At 67.7% G+C, this 23,397-nt stretch carries 16 protein-coding genes; all 16 read left to right on the top strand.

From position 1 onward, the window contains the following. Positions 1 to 120 precede the first annotated feature (120 nt). The 16 genes from V9L21_RS23770 to V9L21_RS23695 all read left to right on the top strand — a co-directional run bounded on the left by V9L21_RS23770 (position 121) and on the right by V9L21_RS23695 (position 23,347). Positions 121 to 2,013 (top strand): serine/threonine-protein kinase, encoded by a 1,893-nt coding sequence (locus V9L21_RS23770; RefSeq protein WP_337315289.1) that lies wholly within the window; start codon positions 121 to 123, stop codon positions 2,011 to 2,013. A gap of 54 nt (positions 2,014 to 2,067) precedes the next feature. Beyond that, positions 2,068 to 3,684, top strand: a complete 1,617-nt coding sequence (gene mltA / locus V9L21_RS23765; protein ID WP_337315288.1) for a murein transglycosylase A — start codon at positions 2,068 to 2,070, stop codon at positions 3,682 to 3,684. 111 nt (positions 3,685 to 3,795) lie between these two features. Further along, positions 3,796 to 4,464 (top strand): hypothetical protein, encoded by a 669-nt coding sequence (locus tag V9L21_RS23760; RefSeq protein WP_337315287.1) that lies wholly within the window; start codon positions 3,796 to 3,798, stop codon positions 4,462 to 4,464. A gap of 28 nt (positions 4,465 to 4,492) precedes the next feature. After that, a complete protein-coding gene (locus tag V9L21_RS23755; RefSeq protein WP_337315286.1) occupies positions 4,493 to 5,674 on the top strand; it encodes a hypothetical protein in 1,182 nt (393 codons plus the stop codon). Positions 5,675 to 5,844: 170 nt separating this feature from the next. Beyond that, on the top strand, positions 5,845 to 7,830 hold the full coding sequence (locus V9L21_RS23750) for a caspase family protein (RefSeq protein WP_337315285.1): 1,986 nt from the start codon (positions 5,845 to 5,847) through the stop codon (positions 7,828 to 7,830). Between the two features lie 69 nt (positions 7,831 to 7,899). Beyond that, positions 7,900 to 8,466: a type VI secretion system tube protein Hcp gene (locus V9L21_RS23745; protein ID WP_337315284.1), complete on the top strand. Its 567-nt coding sequence runs from the start codon at positions 7,900 to 7,902 to the stop codon at positions 8,464 to 8,466. Between the two features lie 25 nt (positions 8,467 to 8,491). Then, on the top strand, positions 8,492 to 9,334 hold the full coding sequence (locus tag V9L21_RS23740) for a type VI secretion system accessory protein TagJ (RefSeq protein WP_337315283.1): 843 nt from the start codon (positions 8,492 to 8,494) through the stop codon (positions 9,332 to 9,334). Then, positions 9,327 to 9,842: a type VI secretion system baseplate subunit TssE gene (gene tssE, locus V9L21_RS23735; RefSeq protein WP_157611784.1), complete on the top strand. Its 516-nt coding sequence runs from the start codon at positions 9,327 to 9,329 to the stop codon at positions 9,840 to 9,842. Before V9L21_RS23740 ends, tssE begins: the two co-directional genes overlap by 8 nt. 7 nt (positions 9,843 to 9,849) lie before the next feature. After that, positions 9,850 to 11,742, top strand: a complete 1,893-nt coding sequence (tssF, locus tag V9L21_RS23730) for a type VI secretion system baseplate subunit TssF (RefSeq protein ID WP_337315282.1) — start codon at positions 9,850 to 9,852, stop codon at positions 11,740 to 11,742. Next, positions 11,739 to 12,818 (top strand): type VI secretion system baseplate subunit TssG, encoded by a 1,080-nt coding sequence (gene tssG / locus V9L21_RS23725; RefSeq protein ID WP_337315281.1) that lies wholly within the window; start codon positions 11,739 to 11,741, stop codon positions 12,816 to 12,818. The genes tssF and tssG overlap by 4 nt, the downstream gene beginning before the upstream one ends. A gap of 39 nt (positions 12,819 to 12,857) precedes the next feature. Beyond that, positions 12,858 to 15,587 carry a type VI secretion system ATPase TssH gene (gene tssH / locus V9L21_RS23720; RefSeq protein WP_337315280.1) on the top strand — a complete coding sequence of 910 codons (2,730 nt, stop codon included), beginning with the start codon at positions 12,858 to 12,860 and terminating at the stop codon, positions 15,585 to 15,587. 43 nt (positions 15,588 to 15,630) lie between these two features. Beyond that, positions 15,631 to 18,492: a type VI secretion system Vgr family protein gene (locus V9L21_RS23715; protein WP_337315279.1), complete on the top strand. Its 2,862-nt coding sequence runs from the start codon at positions 15,631 to 15,633 to the stop codon at positions 18,490 to 18,492. 42 nt (positions 18,493 to 18,534) lie between these two features. Beyond that, complete coding sequence (locus V9L21_RS23710) at positions 18,535 to 21,195, top strand: DUF2169 family type VI secretion system accessory protein (RefSeq protein WP_337315278.1); 2,661 nt, start codon at positions 18,535 to 18,537, stop codon at positions 21,193 to 21,195. Next, positions 21,192 to 22,244 (top strand): pentapeptide repeat-containing protein, encoded by a 1,053-nt coding sequence (locus tag V9L21_RS23705; protein ID WP_337315277.1) that lies wholly within the window; start codon positions 21,192 to 21,194, stop codon positions 22,242 to 22,244. The genes V9L21_RS23710 and V9L21_RS23705 overlap by 4 nt, the downstream gene beginning before the upstream one ends. Positions 22,245 to 22,282: 38 nt before the next feature. Then, the gene (locus V9L21_RS23700; RefSeq protein WP_337315276.1) at positions 22,283 to 22,942 is read left to right on the top strand and encodes a DUF3540 domain-containing protein; all 660 of its coding nucleotides are present in this window, start codon (positions 22,283 to 22,285) and stop codon (positions 22,940 to 22,942) included. 9 nt (positions 22,943 to 22,951) lie between these two features. After that, positions 22,952 to 23,347 (top strand): DUF4150 domain-containing protein, encoded by a 396-nt coding sequence (locus V9L21_RS23695; RefSeq protein WP_337315275.1) that lies wholly within the window; start codon positions 22,952 to 22,954, stop codon positions 23,345 to 23,347. Positions 23,348 to 23,397 lie beyond the last annotated feature (50 nt).

Genomic DNA, 23,397 nt, shown 5'->3' with positions numbered 1-23,397 from the left:
GGGGTCGCCTTTCTTTTGCCTACGTTTCTTTGGCGAAGCAAAGAAAAGTAGGTCGCCCGCCGGGGCGACACCCGGCCTCGGAAAGCAAGCCCCCGTCAGCGTCCATACGGGAGCCAGCCAATGACCGAAACACCTAAGACAAACAAGCCGACAGAAGACGACCGCACCCAGGTCATGTCACGACCCGTCCAGCAAACAGACACCTCAGTCACGGTAATCACAGCCAGCCCCACAAGCCTGTCCAACACCCCACCAACAAGCCCAGCCACAGAAGCCAACGAAGCCGGCCTCCTCCCCGTAGGCAGCCGCCTCGCAGAATTCGAAATCACCCGAGTCGTAGGCCAGGGCGGCTTCGGCGTCGTCTACGAAGCCTGGGACCACGCCCTCGAACGCGTCGTCGCCATCAAGGAATACCTGCCCACATCGCTCTCGACAAGGCAGCAGGACGGAACAGTCGTCCCCCTGTCGGAGCGCCACAGGGAAACCTTCGACCTGGGCATGCGCAGCTTCATCAACGAAGCCCGCCTGCTCGCGCAGTTCGACCATCCCTCACTGCTGAAGGTCTACCGCTTCTGGCAGGAGCGCGGCACCACCTACATGGTCATGCCGTTCTACCGCGGCGACACGCTGCGCCAGGCGCTGGTTTCCATTCCGGCGGGCGTGGACGAGGCATGGCTCATCCGCATCATGGACGGCGTGACGCAGGCGCTGGGCGTGATGCACGGCGCCAACTGCTATCACCGCGACATCGCGCCCGACAACATCATCCTGCTCGAAGGCTCGGGCCGGCCGGTGGTGCTCGACTTCGGTGCCGCGCGCCGCGTGATCACCGACAAGACGCAGGCGATCACCGTCATCCTCAAGCCGGGCTACGCACCCATCGAGCAGTACGCCGAAATGCCCGACATGTCCCAAGGCGCGTGGACCGATGTCTATGCGCTCGCGGCGGTAATGCATGTGGCCGTTTGCGGACGCGCGCCGCCGCCTTCGGTGGCACGGCTCCTGTCAGACAGCTATGTGCCGCTGGCAGGCAACGAGATCCTGCGCCAGCGCTACAGCCTGCGGCTGTTGCAGGCGATCGATGCGGGCCTGGGCGTGCGGCCCGAGTCGCGGCCGCAGTCGATGGCCGAGTTCCGCGCGGCGCTCGACCTGGAGGTGGGCCACAGCATCGCGCCGGTGCCGCGCACTTCGCCGCCGGTTTCCACAGGCGCGCGCAAGGCCGGCAGCAACGCCGATGCGCCGACCATCATCGGCGGCGGAAAGACGTCAGTGCCGGGTTCGCACGATGGCGGTGGCCCAGGCAAAAGCAAGGCCGTGCCCGTCATCGCATCGCTGGCAGTGGCCGCCGTGGTGGCTGGCGGTGGTTGGTGGTGGTACCAGGGCCGCACGGCCGCGGAAGGCGACAGCGGTGGCGGCAAGCAGGCCATCGTGGCGCCTCCACCGCCGCCCGAGGCTCGCGTGGCCGAAGCGCCTCCACCCTCGCCGCCGCCTCCACCGGCACCCCGCACGCCGCTCGACTCGCTGCAGTCGCTCGCCGCGGGCGCGGCGCCGGGCTTCGGTGTGGCGGCTGCGCCCAAGAAGCCGGAGGTCGCAATCGGCAAGGACAGGCTCGCCTTCGAGGTGCGCAGCAAGCGCGACGGCTTCGTCTACGTGTTCCTGCTGTCCAGCGGCGGCGAGATGTTTTTGCTGTTTCCGAACCTGCTCGACAAGCACAACAAGATCACCGCAGGCAGCCCGGTCTCGCTGCCGCGCGCTTCGTGGCCGATGGATGCGGGCGGCCCGGCCGGCACCAACCAGTTCGCGGTGCTCGTGAGCGAGCACGAGCGCGACTTCGGCGCCTCTGGCGTCCAGAACGACGGCGTGTTTCCGCAGTTTCCCCTGCCCGTGCTGGCGGCGCTCGAAGCCACGCGCGGCACGGGGCCGTCGCCTTTGCTGGGCAAGCCAGTGTGCGCGCCCAACACCCCATGCAACGACGTCTATGGCGTCGCGAATTTCAAAATCGTCGAGAAGTAATCGTCTGTAGAGCATTGGCCCGAAGGGGCCGTCTTTCCGGACAAGGAGGCTTTCATGTACACGCAGTCGCCGATTTTCATTTCTTCCGCCCTTCGCTGGGCTGCCGCCGCCGCGGCCGTGTTCGCAGCAGGCTGCGTCAACACGCCGCCTGCGGGCAACGCTGATGCCAACGCCAACACCGGGTCAGCCGCTTCCGGCACAGCGGCAACGGCAAGCGGAGCGCCCGCGGCTGCATCGCGCCCGGCCCCGGTCGGCTCGAGCGTGGCCGGCCAGGCGCGCACCTTCTCCACCCAGCTGGCCACATACACCTCGGTCAGCTTCGACGCCGTGCCGGGCTGGGCTCGCGACGATTTTTCCGACAGCTGGCCGGCGTTTCTCGGCAGCTGCAAGGTGCTCACCGGCCGCGGTGCCGAGTGGAAGGACGTGTGCGCGCGCGCCCTCAGGGTCGACAGCAAGAACAGCACGGCCATTCGCGCCTTCTTCGAGCAGGAGTTCTCGGCCTACCAGATCCGCGACGACGACCGCAAGCCCGACGGCGTGGTCACCGGCTACTTCGAGCCCGAGATCCCGGGCAGCCGCCAATACGCGGCGCCCTTCATCTACCCGGTGTACGGCCAGCCCGAAGACATGTTGTTTGCCGATGCGCGCAAGCTGCCGGCCGGCAACGGCACCGTGGCGGCGCGGGTCGAAGGGCGCAACGTGGTGGTGCAGACCGGCCTGAGCACGCGCGACATGGGTGCGCCGGGCCTCTATGCGCTCGACCTCTCGGCCATCACGCGCGACACGCTCGACCGCAAGGTGCGCCTGCGCATCGAGGGCAAGCAGCTGCTGCCGTACTACACGCGTGAAGAAATCGAAACCAAGGGTGCGCCCAATGCCAAGGTGCTGGCCTTCGTGAGCAGCGCCACCGCGCTCTACGAAATGCAGATCCAGGGATCGGGCCGCATCAAGCTGGCCAACGGCGACATCATTCGCGTGGCCTACGCAGAGCAGAACGGCCAGCCCTTCCGTCCCACGCTGGCGCAGGCGCCCAACGGCAAGCCCCGCAGCCCGGTGAAGGTGCGCGGCTCGTCCATCGAGCTGGACCTGGACGACGGCGATGACGACGAAGACGCCGGTGGCACTTCGACCAACACCATTCGCACGCGCGGCTTCACGCTCGCGCGGCCCACCGCCAGCGGCGCCGTCGTGGTGCCGGGGCGGCGCACGGCCGGGCCGGTCATCGGTTCGGGCATCAAGGACCCGAGCTACGTGTTCTTCAAGGAATCGACATCGCCCGCGGGCGGGCCTGTAGGTGCCTTCGGCGTGCCGTTGTCGGCCGGCCGCTCGATTGCGGTGGACCCGCGCAGCACGCCGCTCGGCTACCCCGTGTTCGTGTCTACCCGCGCGCCCGGCACCGGTGCGCCGATGCAGCGGCTGACCATTGCGCAGGACACCGGCGGTGCAATCCGCGGCGCGGTGCGGGCCGACTATTTCTTCGGCAATGGCCAGCAGGCCGCGACCAACGCGCGCCGCATGAAAGAGCGCGGGCAGCTCTGGATCTTGCTGCCGCGCGGCCTGGCCGTGGCCTCGGCGGCGGTGTCTTCGGCCATTCGCACGCGCGGCGGTCCGGTGGGCGCTGGCTTGCCGCAATGCCTGGTGCCGACCGAAGGCGTGTGCGTGGACGACTAGCCCGGCTGTCTTCCGAATCCTTGTCGTCTCATGCAGGAAACGCTGTCGTCCGCGGAAAGTACGGAGCTTGTCCGCCTTTGGCGGCGCCGGCAGACGCTGTCCTCGAGCGACATGGGCACCATGTACCGCATCGTGGGCGATGCGCTCGTGGCCTGCAATCCGCCCGAGCTCCAGGTGCTGGGCGAAGGGCGGCAGGAGCTGGTGGCGCAGTTCATCTACGTGAAGGTGCTGCGGCTCGATGCCGACCCCGACGAGGCCGATGAGCGCGCGAGCCACAGCGCGCCCTCCAGCGCGTTTGCGCTGTGCGCGTATTTCAGGCGCTACCTCATCGACTGCACGCGCGCGAGCTCGTTCCGCCGCAAGCTCTCCATTGGCGACCAGGTCACCGAGGCGCAGCTCGAAGACGCCATCGGCAGCAGCGATGACCACGAGGGCTGCCTTGCGGAGCACGGGCTGAGCGCCGGCGCGGTGCAGCAGGCCGCGCGCGCGTTCATTGCCGAGCTACCCGAGCCTGAGCGCATCCTGCTGTGCGAAGGTTTCGGCAAGGAGGCCGAGGGCGGCTTGTCGGGCATTGCCTCGCGCCATGCCATTGCCTCTTATCACTACCGTGCGGGCCGGCTGGGCCTGGTGCACAAGCGCGAGGGGCTCACGGCGGACTACGCCAAGACCCGCCTCGGCGGCTGGATCCAGCAGACGCTGGGTATTGCCATCGAGCCCGACAACATGGCCGCGATCCTGCAGGTTTTCAAAATCCTCGGTGCTGAAGCGTCTTATGCCTGAAGACATAGCCATTCAGGAACAGACCGCCATGAACACCGAACTCTGGCCCCCTCTCAGCGTGATCCGAAGTGCGTTCCAGGTCGGGGGCGCCGCGCCCGCGGCGTCCGATGCCGGGGGCCCCCAGGCCGGCATGGCCGTCGTGGCCATGCCGGGAACGGCACCACCCCGCGCCGCGCAAGGCACCGCGGCTGCGCCCCCGCGTGCCGTGCTCGACCTTCTGCTTCCGCTGACCGAATTGGCCCGGCGCCGCGAGGCTGTTGCCCAGCGTGCCTTCTCGGCACGCTGGGCGCCGGGCCGCCTTCTGAGCGTGGTGCACGAAGGGCGTCTGCTCGGCGTGCTGCTCGACCGCTGCATCCACGGCAATCTCTGGCAGGGCTGGATGGCCGCGGGAGAGGCGGACTGGGCCGGCGCGTACGACGTGCTGCTCGAGCCCGACGACGAGCCTTTCGAGCCCGCCTTCGGACTGGTGCAGGCCTGGAATGTGCTCACGCTCGAACCCAGCCCGCAGCTCTGCGCGCGCGTTCTCGGCGAAGTCTCGGCCACGCGGCTGGCTGCGATTCGCGCGGTGCACGACGAGTGGGCCGCGCAAGCGCCGCTGGCCATTGCGCCCGAGCCCGGGCACATCGCATTGCGCACCGTGGGAGGCGTTTTCTCGGTGCTCTCGGGAACGCCGCTGGGCATGGAAGACCCGCGTGCCGACTACCAGGCGCTTTATCGCGATGCTGCGTTGCAGCTGAGCACGGCGCTGCAGCCGGCTTCGCACAGCGGGAGCGCATCGGACGCGGCACCGGGCACATCGCGCGCCAAGCCGCAGCCAAGGCCCGAAGGCGGCTGGTGGGGCAGCATCCGCCGCTGGTTCGGTGCCGAGGGCTGGGTGCGCCCAGCCTTCGCAGTGCTCGCGCTGGTTGTGGTGGTGCAGAACGTGGGCCTGCCCGGCGGGCGCGACGCCGCGGACGACGACGTGCGCTTCCGCAGCGTGCCCACCGTGCCGGAGGCCGCGCCAGCAGCGAACCTGGTCGTGCGCTGGAAGGACGGCGTGCGCATCGACGAGGCCGACCGGCTCTTGCAGGCGGCACGGGCCGAGGTGGTCGGCGGGCCGGGCGCGAACGGCGTTTGGCGGCTGCGCGCGGCCGATCCGGTCGGGGGCCTCGCGGTGCTCGCGGCATCGCCGCTGGTTGAGTCGGCCGGGCCGGTTTCGGAGCGGCCATGACATCGGCCGGCATGCTGTCTTGTTCCCTCTCCCGCTTGCGGGAGAGGGGCAGGGTGAGGGCAGGTGCCTTCGCCAAAGCATCGTCCTCTGTATCGCCGTCGGCCCTCACCCCAACCCTCTCCCCAAGGGGAGAGGGAGCAACACAGCGGCGCTTCCTGCAAACGTTGCTGATGGCGTGGCTGCTTGCCTGCAGCAGCTTTTCGTTCGCCACCCAGCGCGCCCTGCTCGTCGGCGTCTCCGAACTCGTCAACCAGCCGCAGGCGCTGTGGCTCCAGGCGCCGCGCAACGACGTGATGCTCATGCGGCAGACCCTGATGAAGCAGGGCTTTGCGCCCGCCGATGTCACGGTGCTGGCCGACGGTGTTGCGGGCGCCTCGCTGCCCGAAGCAGAGCGCATCAACGAGGCGTTGGCCCGGCTGCTCGAGCAGTCCCGTTCGGGTGATTTCGTGATGCTCTATTTTTCAGGGCACGGCACGCGGGTGCGCGACAGCACCAAGCGCTACCAGGAGCCCGATGGCCTGGCGGAAAACTTTCTGGCGCGCGACGCCCGCGGCACGGACGCGTCAGGCGGCAGCTTGCCGGGCGGCCTGCGCGATGTCGACTTCGACCGCTGGATCCGCGCCTTCCTTGGCAAGAACGTGTTCGTGTGGTCGGTGTTCGATACCTGCTCCGCGGCCTCGATGACGCGCAGCAGCGCGGCACAGCCGCTGGAAGACGCCGGCCCCGCGGACGATGAAGTGCGCTTTCGCGGCGTGCGTGCCGGCCAGCTTGCCGCGAGCGGGCCCTCTGCGGCACCGCAGCCGATGCAGGCGCTGCCCGAGGCTGCGGCCGGCGTGCCCCGCGCGCGCTATGTGGCCTTCTTCGCGTCGGAGAGCCACCAGGTCACGCCCGAACTGCGCTTGCCGCGCAAGGCCCGCAACGCGCGGCCCCAGGGCTTGCTGACGTGGGCCGTGGCCGAGGCGTTGCAGCAGAAGCCCGCGACCTGGCGCGACCTGTTCAACGGCGTGCTGGACCTGTACCCGCCGGTGATCGAAGAGCTCGAATCGCGCTTTCCCGCGCGCGAGTTGCCGTCGCCTGTGGCGGAGGGCAACATCGACCTGCCGATCTTCGCCAATGCCTCGGCCCCTCTTTCGACACGGCCCGTGTGGCGTGCCGAACGCGCGGGCGGCAGCCTCACGCTCAAGGCCGGCCTGCTCGACGGATTGGAGCCGGGGCAGGAGCTGCGCATCGTCGCCACCCTGGCCGACGGCCTCCAGCGCACGGCACAGGGCAGGCTGGCGCAGGCCGATCTCGGCAGCGCGCGGCTGGCGGTCCCCCCGGCCTTGGCCGAACTCGCGCAGGCCACTTCATGGAGCGTGACACCGATGGGCGAGCCGGCCTTGGCGACGCTGCGGGTGCGCAGCGATTCCGCGCTGCCCGGCGGGATCAGCCTCGACTACCCCGCCTCCATTCGCACGGCGGGCGAGGCGCAAGCCGATGTGCGCTGGGTCGACCTTGGCGCGGCGGGCGGCCGGCTGGAGTTGCTGTCTCCCGCATTTGCTGCGGCTGCGGAGGCGGGTTCTGCGCCGTCCGGCATCGTGGTGCGAGACATGGCCGAAGCCCGCGCGCGGCTCCAGGCACTGGCGCAGCTCAAGTGGATGTCGCGTCTTGCCGATCTGGCAAAGGACGGGCGGCTCGACGGTTTCGACGCCGTGCTCGAGGTGCGCGACGACAGCCGCGTGCTGCGCAGCGCGAACGTGCGCGACACCGCCGGCGGCGCCTTGCAGCTGCGGCCGGGAGAGCGTGCCGAGCTCATGGTTCGCAACGGCAGCGGCCAATCGATCGATCTGGTGGTGGTCGGTGTCGATGCGCAGGGCGTCCTGCGGCCCGTCTATCCCGAAGACCTGGGCGAAGCCAATCGCTTCGAACGCGGCACGCGCGAGTCGCCTGCCTCCAAAAGATTTGCGCTGCCGTGGCTCAAGCCCGGGCGGCCGGCCAGGCTGCTGGTGCTGGCAGCGCCGGCCCAGGCCCGCAGTGCACCGCGCCTGTTCGGCGCCGGCACCGCCGAAGCCACGACCCACACCGCGGAACTGCGGGTGCGCGGCCAGCTCACGCCCGAGCGCGAGCGGCAGGTGTACGGCGCCATGCTGCGCTGGACGAACCTCGCCGCGCCCTGAACGGGCCCCTCCGCACACGTCCATCCGCCCACATCCACCGAATCACACATCACCGAGAAGGAGAAGCCCATGTCCATGACTTCCAACGGAGTCCCCGATCCCGACGACGCACTGCGCATGCTCGATCTTGCGCTGGGAGGAGCGAGCGGCTGCGATCTTGTGATGCTGATCGAACACTCGGGCACTCCCATCGAAGGCGAGCTGGCGCGCCAGTTCGAAGACGGCAAGCCGCGACTGGAAATTGCCGGCTATTTCTGGGGCGGGCATCAGCACTCCCAATCCGGCCGCGCTGCCGCGGCACGCGCGTTGTCGAACTTCATCGTCGTTCGCCGCACCGATGCGGCCACGGCCTCCATCGCGAGCCTGCTGCGAGTCAATGCCGAAGCCGGCAAGGTGATCGTGAGCGTCTACAAGTCGGGCGGCGACGTCAAGTCGACCGAGGCCCAGGCGATGCTGGAGTTCACCATGGAGAAGGTGCGGGTGACCAGCCACATGCTGCTCACCAACAGCGTGCTGGGCGTGCCGACGGAAATCATCAGCTTCGCATTCAGGCGCTTCAGCATCCGCTCGGCACCGCAAAAAGAGGCGGGCGCGCGCGGCGCGGTGCGCGAGTGCGTCTTCGAATCCGCCGAGTGATCGAAACCAACCGGGGCCCCACACCATGACCGCATCCGAACTGCTGAAGGCCGCCGATCCGGTGGCCGCGCTCAAGGCACTGAGCGACGAAGTGCGTGCCAAGCCGTCCGACAGCAAGCACCGCGTCTTCATGGCGCAGCTGCTCTGCGTGCTGGGCCAGTGGGAGCGCGCCCTCAACCAGCTCACCGTGGCAGCCGAGCTCGACGCGCTGGCCGTGCCGATGAAGCAGGTGTATGGCGAGGCCGTGCGCTGCGAGGGCCTGCGCGCCGAAGTGTTCGCGGGCAAGCGCACGCCCATGGTGTTCGGCCAGCCGGACGAATGGCTGGCGCTGCTGATCGAATCGCTGCTGCGCCAGGGCCGCGGCGAAGACGGCATGGCAGAAGACCTGCGACAGCGCGCCTTCGACGCCGCGCCGGCCATCGGCGGCACCATCGACGGGGCACCGTTCGAGTGGCTGGCCGATGCCGACATGCGCCTCGGCCCGGTGCTCGAAGCTTTCGTCAATGGCAAGTACTACTGGATTCCCTATGTGCGGCTTGCGCACATCAAGATCGAGCCGCCCGAAGACCTGCGCGATTGCGTCTGGATGCCCGCCCACCTGCAGTTCGAAAACGGCGGCGAGACGCTTGCGCTGATTCCCACGCGCTACGAGGGCAGCGAGAACAGCGCGGACGGCGAACTGCAGCTCGCCCGCAAGACCGAGTGGCGCGAACTGCGTCCCGAGGTGTGGATCGGCAGCGGCCAGCGCGTGCTGGGCAGCGACGCCGGCGAGTACGCGCTGATGGACGTGCGCGAGATCCTGTTCACGCCGGCCACCACCGCCGCCGCGGAGGCCGGCACGCCTGCCGAGGACGGCGCCGATGGCTGAACTCACCGCGCAGGAGCGGCTGCAGCCGTCGCTGCTCGACCGGCTAGTCGACCATGCGCCCGACGAGAAGCGCGAGAGCGACGACAAGCGCACGCTCACCAAGCAGGCGCTGCGCCAGGCAGTGCTGCGCGACCTCGGCTGGCTTTTCAATGCCACCAGCTACGGCCTTGCCATGGACGACAAGCGCTTTCCCAATGCGGCGCGCTCCGTCATCAATTACGGATTGCCTATGCTGTCTGGCCAGTACACCTCGTCGGTGCAGCGTGTCAGCATGGAGCAGGCTTTGAAGAACGCAATCCTGCAGTTCGAGCCACGCATCCTGTCCCGCACTCTCGAAGTTGAACTCGTCATGGAAGGCTCGGCATTGGACTCTCACAACAGCATTGGCCTGCAGATCCGCGGCATGCTGTGGGCGCAGCCCGTGCCGCTCGAGTTCCTGATGCGCAGCCGCGTCGACCTGGAAGAAGGCCGCATAGAGATCGTGGACATGGCGCAATCCCAGAGGTAAGTCCGCCATGGACCCCAGGTTGCTGAGCCTGTATGAACAGGAACTGCGCTACTTCCGCGAAAGCTCTTCGGAGTTTGCGCGCGCCTTTCCGAAGATTGCGCACCGCCTGGGCATCGAAGGCCAGGAGGTCGCCGATCCGTACGTCGAGCGGCTGATCGAGGCCACCGCATTCCTCTCGGCACGCGTGGGGCTGAAGCTCGATGCCGAATACCCGCGCTTCACGGGCCATCTGCTCGACATCGTCTATCCGCACTTCCTGGCGCCCACGCCGGCCATGGCCATTGTGTCGGTGGTGCCGGACGCCGACGACGCCAAGCTTGCCACCGGTCCGACGCTGCCGCGCGGCAGCGGGCTGCGCGCACGGCAGGCGGTGGGGCAGAACACGCATTGCGAATTCCGCACGGCCAGCGCGCTGCGCGTCTGGCCCATCGAGATCCTGCGGGCTCAGTACTTCACCTATGCACCGGACCTGCCGCTGAATGCGCACCCGCAGTCGCGCGCGATTCGCGGCGGGTTGCGCATTGCGCTGCGCGCGACGGCAGGGCTGAACTTCAGCCAGATTGCCATGGACGAGCTGCTGCTGCACTTCGGCGGCGCCGAAGACGTGGCGTGGCAACTGCACGAATGCGCGCTGGGCCAGCCCGTGGGCGTGCTGGTGCGGCCGATGGCGCCCGGCGGCGCAATGCAGGGCGCGATGAAGACGCTGCCCGGCAGCGCCATCCAGCCGGTGGGCTTCGAGGAAGACGAGGCGCTGCTGCCGGTCACGGCCACCGGCTTCTCGGGCTTCAGGCTGCTGCAGGAGTACTTCGCGTTTCCGCAGCGATTCCAGTTCGCCCGCATCGGCGGCCTGCAGCCGCTGCTGGCGGACATGGCCGTGGCGGAGCTCGAGATCGTGCTGCTCTTCTCGCGCGGCGATGCGGCGCTCGAAAAACTGGTGAGTGCGGACAACGTGCAGCTGCATTGCGTGCCGGTGGCCAACCTCTTCAGCAAGCGGCTCGACCGCGTACCCGTGTCGGAAGGCGTGAGCCAGTTCCACCTGGTGCCCGACCGCACGCGCCCGCAGGATTTTGAAGTGCACACGGTGACAGAGGTCACCGGACACGGCGCACCCGGCACGGCGGAAGTGGCCGCCGAGCAGTCGTTTCGCCCGTTCTATTCGGCCTTTCATGGCAGCCGCCATGCGCACCCGGCCTACTACACCACCACGCGCGAGCCGCGCATGCTCTCGGTGCGCCAGCGCACCGAGGGGCACCGCAGCAGCCATATCGGCTCCGAGGTGTACATGCAGATCGTCGATCCGCAGCAGGCGCCGTATTCGACCGCGCTGCGCCAGCTGGCGGTGACGGCGCTGTGCACCAACCGCGACTTGCCGCTCCTGATGCCGCTGGGCCGTGACAACGATTTCGATTGCATCGACTCTTTTCCGGCGCAGCGCGTGCGCATGGTGCGCGGGCCTTCGCGGCCGGTGTCGCCGGTGGTCAGCCAGGGCCTCGGTTGGCGCGTGGTCGACCACCTGGCGCTCAACTACCTGTCGCTCTCGGACAGCACGCCCGAGCAGGGCGCCGCCGCATTGCGCGAAACCTTGATGCTCTACGCCGCGCACGCGGATGAAATGCGCCAGGGCCAGGTGCGCGGCCTGTTGTCGGTGAAGAGCAAGCCCGTGGCACGCAGGCTGCCGCTGCCCGGACCGATCGCATTCGGCCGCGGTCTCGAAGTGACGCTCGAAGTCGACAAGGATGCGTTCCACGGCCACAGCGTCTTTCTTTTTGGCGCCGTGATGGCGCGCTACCTGGCGCGCCACGTGGAGGTCAACCACTTCGTCGAGGCCGTGCTGCGTATTGCGGGCAAGGGCGAAATCATGCGCTGGAGGCCGCTGTGCGGGACACGCCAGATCCTGTGAGCGTCGCTCGCGGGGAGCCGGTCGGCACGCGCGTGGACAACGCGCTGCGCGAGTGGTCGGCCGAGCCGTGGGCCTTCGACTACTTTGCGGTGCTGCGCCGGCTGGAATCGATTGCAGCGACCACGCCGCGCTGGGGCCGCGCACTGTTGCCGAACGCGGAGCCGGTGCGCGTGGGACAGGAGCCTTCGCTCTCGTTTGCGCCCGCCAGCTTCAGCCGCTTCGAGCCCGCCACCGCCTATTCACCGCCGCGCCTGCGCCAGCATTTCTTCAGCTACATCGGCCCCAACGGCCCGCTGCCGGTGCACCTGAGCGACTTCATTCGCGAGCGAAGCATCAACCAGGGCGACCCCACGTGGCTGGCTTTCCTGGACAGCTTCTCGCATCGCTTCTCGCTGCACTTCTACCGGGCCTGGGCGCAGTCGCGGCCGGCCGTGGCGCTCGACCGGCCAGGCGAAGACAGGTTCAGGCTGCAGGTCGGTGCGCTGGTCGGCATCGGCGCGCCGGGGCGCATCGGGCGCGACGAGGTGCACGACGACGCGCGCCTGCATTTTTCGGGTTGGCTCGCGCGGCGCGTGCACAACGCCGAAGGTGTGGAATCGGTGCTGTGCAGCTACTTCGGCGTGCCGTTCAAGCTGGAGCGCTGGGTCGGCCACTGGATGAGCCTGCCCGCCGGCGAGCTGACGCGGCTCGGCCAGGGCGAGACCTCGCGTTCGATGGGCATGGGCGCCATGCTCGGCACGCGCGCGTGGGACCGGCAGCACCGCGTGCGGCTGCACGTGGGCCCGCTCACGCTCGACCAGTACCGCATGTTCCTTCCCATCGGCGATGCGCAGCCCGTGCTGCAGCGCTGGATGCAGCAGCTGCTCGGCGACGAGCTCGAGTGGGACGCGCAGCTTGCGCTGCAAGGCGCGCAGGTGCCGCCCACGCGCCTGGGCCAGGCAAAAGGGAATGCGCCGCGCCTCGGATGGATTGCGTGGCTCGGCCAAAGGCCGCGCGCGCGCGACGCGGCCGACGTGCGCATCGCAAGCCAGCCGGCCGGCGCGAACCGGCGGCCGCACGCGCTTCCATTTCAATAAACCCATCTTCATTCGTCTTGAAGAGATACGGAGTCCTCCATGAGTGAAATCAGCCGCACTGCCCTTTTCGGCAAGCTCAACTCGCTGGCCTACAAAGCCATCGAAGGCGCCACGGTGTTCTGCAAGATGCGGGGCAATCCGTATGTGGAGCTGGAGCACTGGTTCGCCCAGCTGTTGCAGGCACAGGACTCCGACCTGCACCGCGTGATCCAGCACTACGGGCTCGACGTGTCGGTGATTGCCAAGGACCTGACGGCCGCGCTCGACCGCCTGCCGCGCGGAGCCACTGCCATCAGCGACTTTTCTCCCCACATCGAGAACGCCATCGAGCGAGCCTGGACCTACGCCACGCTGCAGTTCGGCGAGGCGCAGGTGCGCACCGGCTACATCCTGGTGGGCATGCTCAAGACGCAGAGCCTGCGCAACCCGCTCTTCGGCTTGTCGAAGCAGTTCGAGAAGATCAAGGTCGAAGACCTGGCCGACAACTTCGTGAAGATCTGCGACCCATCGCCCGAATCGCAGATGCGCGCGCAGGACGGCACCGGCATGGGCAGCGGCGCACCGGGCGAAGACTCGGGCGCGATGGCGCCCGCTGCCATGGGCAAGGGCGATGCCCTCAAGAAATTTGCTGTCGACCTGACCGACAAGGCAAAAAAGGGAGAGATGGACCCGGTGACCGGGCGCGACGAAGAGATCCGGCAGATCGTCGACATCCTGATGCGCCGCCGCCAGAACAACCCGCTGCTCACCGGCGAGGCCGGCGTCGGCAAGACCGCGGTGGTCGAAGGCTTTGCGCAGCGCCTTGCGCGCGGCGACGTGCCCCCGCAGCTGAAGGACGTGAAGCTGCTCACGCTCGACATCGGCCTGTTGCAGGCCGGTGCGAGCATGAAGGGCGAGTTCGAGCAACGCCTGCGTCAGGTGATCGACGAGGTGCAGAGCTCGCCCACTCCCATCATTCTTTTCATCGACGAGATCCACACGCTGGTGGGCGCGGGCGGCGCAGCCGGCACCGGCGACGCGGCCAACCTGCTGAAGCCGGCGCTGGCGCGCGGCAACCTGCGCACCATCGGCGCCACCACGTGGGCCGAGTACAAGAAATACATCGAGAAAGACCCGGCGCTCACGCGGCGCTTTCAGGTGGTGCAGGTGCCCGAGCCCGACGAGGTGAAGGCCATCCTGATGCTGCGCGGCGTGGCCAGCGTGCTCGAAAAGCATCACCGCGTGCAGCTGCTCGACGAGGCCATCGAGGCGGCCGTGAAGCTGTCGCATCGCTACATTCCCGCGCGCCAGCTGCCCGACAAGGCCGTGAGCCTGCTCGATACCGCCTGCGCCCGCGTGGCCGTGTCGCAGCACGCCACGCCGCCCGAGGTGGAAGACTGCATGCGCCGCATCGAGGGGCTGACGGTCGAGCAGGAGATCATCGGCCGCGAGGAAGCCATCGGCATCGACGTGGCCAAGCGCTCGGCGCAGGTGGAGGCGCTGCTGGTCGAATCCAAGCTGCAGCTCGAGGGGCTGAATGCGCGTTGGCAGGAAGAAAAAGGGCTGGTCGATCGGCTGCTGGAGTTGCGCAGCAAATTGCGTGCGGGCAACAAGCCGGTGGATGCTGCGTCCGCCGAGCGCGATGCGAAAGCCGACGTGCCCCCACCCCAGTCCTCCCCCAGCGGGGGAGGGAGCGAAGACCGGGCTGCGCTGCTTGAAGAACTGCATGCGCTGCAGGCAAAGATTCATGCGGTGCAGGGCGAGTCGCCGCTCATCCTGCCTTCTGTCGACGAGCAGGCCGTGGCCTCGGTGGTCGCCGACTGGACCGGCATTCCCGTCGGCCGCATGGTCAAGAACGAAGTCGAGGCGGTGCTGAAGCTTGCGGACACGCTCAACCAGCGCGTCATCGGCCAGAAGCACGGCCTAGAAATGATCGCGCGGCGCATTCAAACGTCTCGCGCGCGGCTCGACAACCCGCAAAAACCGATCGGCGTGTTCATGCTGTGCGGCACCTCGGGCGTCGGCAAGACCGAGACCGCGCTGGCGCTGGCCGAGGCGCTCTACGGCGGCGAGCAGAACATCATCACCATCAACATGAGCGAGTTCCAGGAGGCGCACACCGTTTCCACGCTCAAGGGCGCGCCGCCCGGCTACGTGGGCTATGGCGAGGGCGGCATCCTGACCGAGGCGGTGCGCCGCCGTCCCTACAGCGTGGTGCTGCTCGACGAAGTGGAAAAAGCCCACCCCGACGTGCACGAGATCTTCTTCCAGGTCTTCGACAAGGGCTGGATGGAAGACGGCGAGGGCCGCATGATCGATTTCAAGAACACGATCATCCTGCTCACCACCAACGCCGGCAGCGAGCTCGTGATGAGCATGTGCCGCGATCCCGAGTTGCTGCCCGATTCGAACGCGCTGGCCGATGCGCTGAAGGCACCACTGATGAAGGTGTTCCCGCCTGCATTGCTGGGCCGCATCGTCACCATCCCTTATTACCCGCTGTCGCCCGAGATGATGAAGAAGATCGTGCGGCTGCAGCTGGGCCGCATCAAGAAGCGCGTGGAGACCAACCACGGCGTGCCCTTCGAGTACAGCGAAGCCGTGGTCGAGCAGGTGGTCGCGCGCTGCCAGGACCCGGAGTCGGGCGGCCGCGTGATCGACGCGATCCTGACCAACACGGTGCTGCCGACGATCTCTGTCGAGTACCTGCAGCGGCTGGCGTCCGGCGGCGAGATCCGCCGTGTGGCGCTGGATGTGAAAGACGCTGATTTCACCTACGCCTTCGACTAGTGCCCAGCAGCGCCCGACGCCACGCCTGAAGAGAACACAACACATGTCGCATGATTTCCGCATCGAGAGCGAGTCGCCCGCCAAGGACGACCTCATGTTCTGGTCCATTGCCGGCCACGAGGCGCTGGCAAGGGCCTCGACCTACGAGCTCACGGTGCTTTCGGAGAATGCCTTCATCGACGCCAAGGACATCCTCGGCCATGCCTTCGACGTGGTGATCGATTTCTCCGATGCCGACGGGGCCACGCACGAGCGCCATTGCCAGGGACATGCGGTGCGCTTTACCCGTGGGCAACAGTTGGGGCGCTACTTTCGCTACCAGATACGGCTGCGTTCGTGGTTCTGGCTGCTGACCAAGCGCACCAACTCGCGCATCCTGCAGGACAAGCCGGTGCTCGGGATCCTGGATGCGGTGTTCGAGGACAGCCCGATCAAGCGCTTCAAGAAGACGCGCACCGACAACGTGGTGGGCACGCATCCGGCCCGCCGCTATTGCGTGCAGTTCCAGGAGAGCGACTACAACTATCTCTCGCGCCTCCTGGAGGCCGAAGGCATCTACTACTGGTTCGATGCCCACGATGCGCCCGGCACGATGCACCTGTCCGACGCGAGCGGCATTGCCCACGAGAAGCTTGCAGTAGAGGCCAAGCTGCGCTTTGCATCTCCGGACGTGAGCGAGGCGCGCTTCAACGAGATCAGCGAATGGATCGATGTGCGCCGCTTCGACAGTGGCAAGTACGCCTCGCGCGACGTCGACTACAAGGCGATCAAGAAGCCGCTGAGCGTGGAGGTGGACGTGCAGGAAAAGCACGAGCTCTCCGACCTCGAGGTGTTCGAATACCCGGGCAACTATTTCACCGGCGACGAGGTGGACGCCGCAGTCAAGGTGCACCTGGAGGAGTTCGACGGGCGCCGCGAGCGGCACTGGGGCCTTACCTCCTGGCCCGACGTTGCAGCAGGGCGAAGCTTCGACTTCGAGGGCGACCGAGGCGGCCTGCGCGACGGCGAGTACGTCATCGGCGGCTGCGTGTTCGTGGCCAGCCATCGGGGCTACGAAGGCGCCAGTGACGACGCAGAGTCGCAATCGGCCGCGGCGCTGCTGTCCGAGGCGATCCTCGACGACGCCGTCAATGCCGACGTGATGACCGCCTTCACGGAGCTCCTGGAGCGGCAACCGTCGCTGCGAACCGGGGCACGGGGTGCCAGCGCCTTCCTGATTACCGCGCTGCCGGTCGAGCGCACGTTCCGCCCGCCCCGGCTGACGCCGCGCGTGACGATGCCGGGCCCGCAGAGCGCCATCGTCTGCGGCCCCGAAGGCGAGGAGCTCCATGTGGACGAGGGCCGCGTGATGGTCCACTTCCATTGGGACCGCTACAACGACGGAGACGGCAAGGCCACCTGCTGGATACGCTGCTCGCAACCCTGGGCCGGCAAAGGCTGGGGCGGCTACTTCACGCCGCGCATCGGGCAAGAGGTGATCGTCGAGTTCATGAACGGCGACCCGGACCGGCCCGTCATTACCGGCCGCGTCTACAACGACGACCAGCCCATTCCGTACAAGTCGCCCACGCAGAGCGGATTCAAGACGCGCTCCACGCCGGGCGGTGGCCCCGGGAACTACAACGAGATCATGTTCGAGGACAAGAAGGGGCACGAGCTCCTGAACATCCACGCCGAAAAGAACATGGCGACCACGGTGGAGAACGACGATTCCGGCCACGTGATGCGCGACCAGAGCCTGACCGTCGATCGCCACCGCACGATCATGGTGAAGGGCAAGGAAGAGCACACGGTCATGAAGACGCAGATGAACCACGTGGTTCAGGCGCAGACCAACAAGTTCGACGCCGACACCTTCACCACCACGCTGGGCAACCAGACCGTCGGCACCAAGGGAAAGCAGGACACGGTGGTGAACGGCGCCGTCACTTCGCACACCAACAGCACCTACACCCTGACCACCGTAGGCGCGTTCTCGCAGACCTCGGCATCGATGACGGTCAATTCGGTGGGCGCGGTTGCGCTGACCTCGGGCGCGAACATCGCAATAAGTTCAGTGGGCGAGCTGAAGCTGGCGACCAACGCGGATCGCGTGGACGCGAGCGTCGGCGCGCACAGCATCTTCGCCAACTCGATCAAGGCGGTGTCGAATTCGAACCTCGAGATGTTCGCCGTGGGCAACATCAACGCTACGTCGAACGGCTCCAACACCACCGTGCTGGGGCCCAACTCCAGCGGCTATATCGGCGTCAACAGCGAAGCCAACATGGGCATGGCGCGCTCGACCTTCATGGGGCTGTCGATCGACACGATGATGGGCCTGAGCATGGCTTCGTGCCTGGCGCTGCAAATGGAGACGGCGGCGGCGCTCAAGCTCGGCTTTGCAGGTGTGGACCTGAGCATCTCCCCTGTCGACGTGGAGCAGCGCGCGGCCAAGGTCATCATGCCCGGCGGCGGTGCGGGCGCGGGAGCCGGCGGGGCGTTTGCCATGGGCGCGTCCATCGGCGCTGCAATCGGTGCGGTCGCCTACTCGATCGCGGCCGCCTACACCGACATCAAGGCCACCAACCAGCAGTACACGGACGCAGCGGCCGCGCTCGAAGAAGCCGCAACGCAGGCGAAGAACCTCGGGCTGCACGGCATGGCATCGCGCCTCAACGCCGCCAAGGGAATCGCCGAAGCGCGCAGGGACAACGGCTGGGCCAACCCCGACAACATTCGCCTGCATTCGGCGCCGGCCGACAAGGCGGCGCAGTACACGAACGACAAGCAGCTGGGCGCGCCACCCGATGCAGTTGCGGACAGCGGCTCGAAGATAGCCGCGGGCTCGTCGAAGATGCCCACCGCGGCGCCCCAGCCGGCCGCCTCGAAGGGCCTGCCCACGCCGCCGGCCTCGGCCGACTGAGCGCCGCTTCGCACACCGCGCCCAGGACACCACCCGTTCTTCATGCAGATACTCAAGCCCCATGTCGCCGCACTGAGCTTTCGGCCGATCGAGTACCGGTCCAAGGCCGGCCTGTGCGTCAGCACGATGCTGTTCGCACCGATGTCGCCGGAGGACGGCGGCCTGCTGCGCGAGCAGTCGATGTGGGACTGCATCACCAAGCTGATGGCGCTGCCCCTGGTCGACGAAGGCATTGCCAAGCTCACGCCCGAATACCTGGTGGTCGGCCGCGTGCATGCGGGCGAGGCCGGTTCGCGCGGCGCCGTGGCGCGTGTGCGGCTAGGTAGTGCAGGCAAGGCCGTGATGGCCTTCTCGCCGCGCTACTGGGACGGCGCGCGCGTGGTGCAGTCGGAGGTCTACCAGCCGGTGGCGCTGGACTGGGCCAATGCGTACGGCGGCCCTGCGGTGGCCGACAACCCGCTGGGCATGGGCGCCGCGGCGGTCGGCGGCGTGCATTGGCTGCCGCCGCTGGAGCTGGCCGGTTCGCGTATCACCGCACCGGGCGACGTGGTGCAGCCCGCGGGATTCGGTGCGCTCGAGATGATGCATCCGCAGCGCGCCGCATTGCGCGGCACCTACGACGAGAACTACCTCAAGCAGCATGCGCCGGGTTTCCCTCCTGACGTGGACTGGCGGCACTTCAACATGGCGCCACGGGACCAGTGGCTGGACGCCCCGCTGCGAGGCGACGAGGCCTTTGCGCTCGAGAACCTGCACCCGACCAAGCCGCTGCTGCAGGGCCACCTGCCGGGCCTGCGGGCGCGCGTGTTCGCCAACTACCGGCTGCCGCCCGAGCAGGTGGCGCCAGGGGGGGAGTCGCACAAGTTCAAGGAAGTGCCGATGCGGCTCACCACCGTGTGGTTCTTTCCTGAAGTGGAGCGCATGCTGCTGATCTGGCACGGCTTGGCCGAAGTGGCGGAGTACGACGGCAGCGACATCGATCATTTGATGACTGCCGTCGAGCGTCTGGGCCAGCCGCGCGGCGACGCCCACTATGCCGACGTGCTGGCCCGGCGCACAGACCCGGTGCAAGGCGGCATCGAAAGCCTGAACGATGCCGACCTGGTGCCGGAGGACATCGACACCATCGACCCCGGGTTCGAGAAGACCGCCGAGATCTACAGGATGGACGGCCTCCAGGCCGATGCGCAGTTTCGGCGCGCGGAGATCGACGTGGCCCTTGCGCGCGAGAAGGCCGTCGCCTTCGGCAAAGACCCGGACGCGCTGGGCCTGAAGCCGCCGGTGCGCGAGAAGCCGCCGACCCTGGCCGAGTTGCCCGCCTACGTCAAGGCCAGCCAGAAGGAAGCCGAGGTGCAGCAGATCGCCGCCGCGCAAGACATGCTGGCGCAGCTGGAGAAGCTGCTCGCCCTGGGCGACGCAGACAGAAAGCGCTTGGCCGAACTGGCCCACCGGGGCCCGCCGCTCTACACCGCCGAGAAGCACCTGGCCGAACTCAAGGCCCAGTTCGGCAAACTGCCGATGCCCGAACCCCAGTTGCTGGAAAAGCTGCGCGATCGCCAAGGCGCCGAGCGGCTGGGCTATTTGCAATCGGCCCACATGCAGCCGCCGGCGTTCGCGCTCCGGGGAGAGGAGGGGGCCCGGCGCCGGCAAGAAGTGCAGTGGTTGGCCGAGAAAGGCCATCGCACGCTGCCGTGGATCGATCTCACGGGGGTCGACTTGTCGGGGCTCGACCTGCACGGATTCGATTTTTCAGGCGCATGGTTGGAGAGCGCCAACCTCGGCAAGGCCAACATATCTGGCTGCAAGTTTGCCGGCGCGGTGCTGGCGCATGCCGACATGCAGGGCTGCATGGCCATCGAGACCGACTTCACCGGCGCCAACCTGGGCCGCGCGCGGCTCGACGGCGCTGTGTTCGACCGCTCGAACCTGGGCGGCGCCATGCTGATGCACACGCCGCTCGCCGGTACGCAGATGCGGCGCACCAACCTTGCCGGCGCCAACCTGCTCGAAACAGAGTGGGGCGTTGCCGACTGGAGCGGCGCCCAGCTTGCAGGAAATGTCTTCTACAAGCTCGCGTTGCAGGGGCTCGACCTGCGCGAGGCCGACCTCAGCGGTGCCAATTTCATCGAGTGCGATCTGCGCGGCGTGGACCTTTCCGGCGCGCTGCTGCAGTCGACCACCTTCGTTACCTGTCAGCTGCAGGGCGCACGCATGGTTGCCGCCCGTGCCAAGGGAGCGGTGTTCGTGAAGAACACGGTGCTCGACGGGCTGGACGCGAGCAGCGCCGACCTGTCGAACGCGAACCTCGGCGAATGCAGCGCCATCGGCCTTCGCGCACCCAAGGCGCTGCTCGACGGCGCCAACCTCGGCATGGCCGACCTGCAAGGTGCCGACCTACGGCTGGCCTCGGCCAAGGGCGCACTTTTTCGCAAGACCCGCTTCAGCCGCGCACGGCTGGCCGGCGCCAATTTTCACGACGCGGTCTTCAGCTACGCCAACCTGATCGGCGCGGACTTCCGGCGCGCCAACCTCTTCGGCACCGATCTCACGCGGGTGGCGCTGAGCGGGGACACGCAGTTCGACGGCGCATTGCTCACACGCAGCCGCACCTGGCCGCGCCTGAACGCCGAGCAGCAGGCCGTTGCCGCGGCGCGCGACGCCGCGAGCCGTTCAGCGGGCAGTTCCACAGGAGATGCGGCATGAAGGTAAGCGCCGAACTCCTTTCGCTGGGCGCCGGCCTGGGCGAAGCTTTCGAGGGGCAGGACTTCAGCGGCGGCCACTACGCCAAGACGTTCCTGGGCGGCGGCATCTTCACGCAGTGCCGCTGGGGCGGCGCCGACCTGCGCGAGGCCGATGTGCGCGAGACGGTGTTCGACCAGTGCGACATGGGCGGTGCGCTGTTCGCAGGCGCCAACCTGCGCCATGCGGTGTTCAACTGCTGCAAGCTCGACCACGCGGACTTTCGCAGTGCCAATCTGCACACCACCACCTTCAGCGAATGCGACCTCACGCATGCGCAGTTCGGCGAGGCATCGATGGCAATGGCGAGGTTTCATGCTTGCGCGCTCGACCATGCCGGCATGCAAGGCGCGAACCTCGAGTCCGCGGTTTTCTCGCAATCGAAGCTGGTCGACGTCAACGCCGACCACTCGCAGTGGATGCACACGGTAGTGACCGGCTGCGACCTCAGCCTGATGACTTGGGTGGGCGCGCCGATGACTCGCGTGGTGTTCTCGAAATCGAGCCTGGAGAACATGCGCTTCGACGGCGGCAACTACGAGTCATGCCAGTTTGCCGATGCAGACCTGAGCGGCAGCAGCTTTGCGGGTGCGAAGCTGCGGCAATGCAACTTCCAGGGCAGCACCTTGAACGGCTGCGACTTCAGCAACGCACAGGCGCCGCAAGCCATCTTCTGCGCCGCCAAGGGCGAGGGTGCACGCTTCACCAAGGCGCAATTGCGCCAGGCGCTTTTCACCGAGGCCGCGTTGCCGGGTGCTCACTTCGGCGCCGCGCAACTGCACCAGTGCCACTTCGCAGAGGCCAAGCTGGCGCGCGCGGTGTTCGCGGGCGCCGATTGCACCTATGCCGATTTCCGGCATGCCGACCTGCAAGGCGCCGACCTGCGCGATACCGAGTTGTTCCGCGCCGTCTTTCATCGCGCGCAGCTGCAGGACGCGCAAGCCACCGACAGAAGCCGCGCCCTCGGGACGGACCCCGATCTGGCACGCGCGGAGCAGTGGGCAGTTGCCTGAAGCACCGAGCGAAAACGCCATTCATCCATGAGGCCATCATGACCGCCACAGTTACCGAACGCCGCACCAAGGCACTTCGCAAGCCGAACAAGCAAGCCGAGGCGCCGACACCGGCGCGAACCGGCTGGCACCGGGCCATCGTGCTTTCCGGGCCCGGGTCCGCGCAGGGGCTGCGCCTGCGCATCGACCGAGAGGGTGTGCAGGAGGTCAGCGCGCGCCAAGCCTTCAGCTGCATGGTGGCGGTGCAGGCCGATGACGTCGTTGCGGCGCTGCTGGACGACCGGCGGCAATGCTGGGTGATGGCGGTGCTCGAGCGCAGCGGCGCGCAGGACATGGTGCTGCAAAGCCAGGGCAAGCTCGAACTGAGCGCGTCCACCATCAGCGCCAACGCACAGGAGGTGCTGCACATGGCCGCACCGCAGGTGCGCCTGAGTTGCGAGCAGGCCGACGCGATGGGCGAGCGCCTCAATCTGGTGGGCGGCACGGTCAAGGCGATTGGGGCCGCGCTGTCGACGCTGTTCGACCGCGTGCACCACCACAGCAAGCAATACATGCGCAGCACCGACGGGCTGGACCGCACCCAGGCCGGGCACATGGAGCTGCAGGCGCGTCAGCTGTTGCAGATCCATGGCGAGCACACGCTCGTCGAGGGCGAGCAGCTGGTCAAGGCGCGGGGCGCGCAGATTCACTTCGGCTAGGAGTCCGACATGTTCGCCAACTGCCAGATGATGGGCACCGACATGGGCTTTCCCGACGTGTGCCTCACGCCCACGCCCGCGGGGCCGGTGCCCATTCCGTACCCCAACATCGCCATGGGGCCGATGGCCATTCCGAACTGCCCCACGATTCTTTTCATGTGCATGCCTGCGCACAACCTGGGAACCACCATTCCCATGACCAACGGCGACAACACGGGCGTGAACATGGGGGTGGCCTCGGGCACGGTCATGGGTCCGTCGCGGCACGTGACCGGCGCGTTCACCGTGCTGCTCAACGGCATGCCGGCCACGCGCATGACCAGCGTGTCGCTGCAAAACAGCACCAACTGCCCCGGTGTGCGGCTCGTGCCGAGCCAGGCGCTGGTGCTTCTGCTGGCGCCCTAGGCGCACGGCCCGCCGGAAGAACGGCGGCGAGGTTCGGGAGGGGGTACGTA

The sequence above is a fragment of the Variovorax sp. CCNWLW235 genome (assembly GCF_037204085.1).
In the GTDB taxonomy this organism is placed as follows: domain Bacteria; phylum Pseudomonadota; class Gammaproteobacteria; order Burkholderiales; family Burkholderiaceae_C; genus Variovorax.
This window is presented reverse-complemented; position numbering and strand designations above follow the sequence as displayed.

Excerpts from the sequence above, each read along its gene's own strand:
- V9L21_RS23710 (WP_337315278.1), top strand. The coding sequence starts at position 18,535 with ATGCAGATACTCAAGCCCCATGTCGCCGCACTGAGCTTTCGGCCGATC.
- tssF (WP_337315282.1), top strand. The coding sequence starts at position 9,850 with ATGGACCCCAGGTTGCTGAGCCTGTATGAACAGGAACTGCGCTACTTC.
- V9L21_RS23755 (WP_337315286.1), top strand. The coding sequence starts at position 4,493 with ATGAACACCGAACTCTGGCCCCCTCTCAGCGTGATCCGAAGTGCGTTC.
- V9L21_RS23745 (WP_337315284.1), top strand. The coding sequence starts at position 7,900 with ATGTCCATGACTTCCAACGGAGTCCCCGATCCCGACGACGCACTGCGC.
- V9L21_RS23705 (WP_337315277.1), top strand. The coding sequence starts at position 21,192 with ATGAAGGTAAGCGCCGAACTCCTTTCGCTGGGCGCCGGCCTGGGCGAA.
- V9L21_RS23715 (WP_337315279.1), top strand. The coding sequence starts at position 15,631 with ATGTCGCATGATTTCCGCATCGAGAGCGAGTCGCCCGCCAAGGACGAC.
- V9L21_RS23770 (WP_337315289.1), top strand. The coding sequence starts at position 121 with ATGACCGAAACACCTAAGACAAACAAGCCGACAGAAGACGACCGCACC.
- V9L21_RS23695 (WP_337315275.1), top strand. The coding sequence starts at position 22,952 with ATGTTCGCCAACTGCCAGATGATGGGCACCGACATGGGCTTTCCCGAC.
- tssH (WP_337315280.1), top strand. The coding sequence starts at position 12,858 with ATGAGTGAAATCAGCCGCACTGCCCTTTTCGGCAAGCTCAACTCGCTG.
- V9L21_RS23750 (WP_337315285.1), top strand. The coding sequence starts at position 5,845 with ATGGCGTGGCTGCTTGCCTGCAGCAGCTTTTCGTTCGCCACCCAGCGC.
- V9L21_RS23760 (WP_337315287.1), top strand. The coding sequence starts at position 3,796 with ATGGGCACCATGTACCGCATCGTGGGCGATGCGCTCGTGGCCTGCAAT.
- mltA (WP_337315288.1), top strand. The coding sequence starts at position 2,068 with ATGTACACGCAGTCGCCGATTTTCATTTCTTCCGCCCTTCGCTGGGCT.
- tssE (WP_157611784.1), top strand. The coding sequence starts at position 9,327 with ATGGCTGAACTCACCGCGCAGGAGCGGCTGCAGCCGTCGCTGCTCGAC.
- V9L21_RS23700 (WP_337315276.1), top strand. The coding sequence starts at position 22,283 with ATGACCGCCACAGTTACCGAACGCCGCACCAAGGCACTTCGCAAGCCG.
- V9L21_RS23740 (WP_337315283.1), top strand. The coding sequence starts at position 8,492 with ATGACCGCATCCGAACTGCTGAAGGCCGCCGATCCGGTGGCCGCGCTC.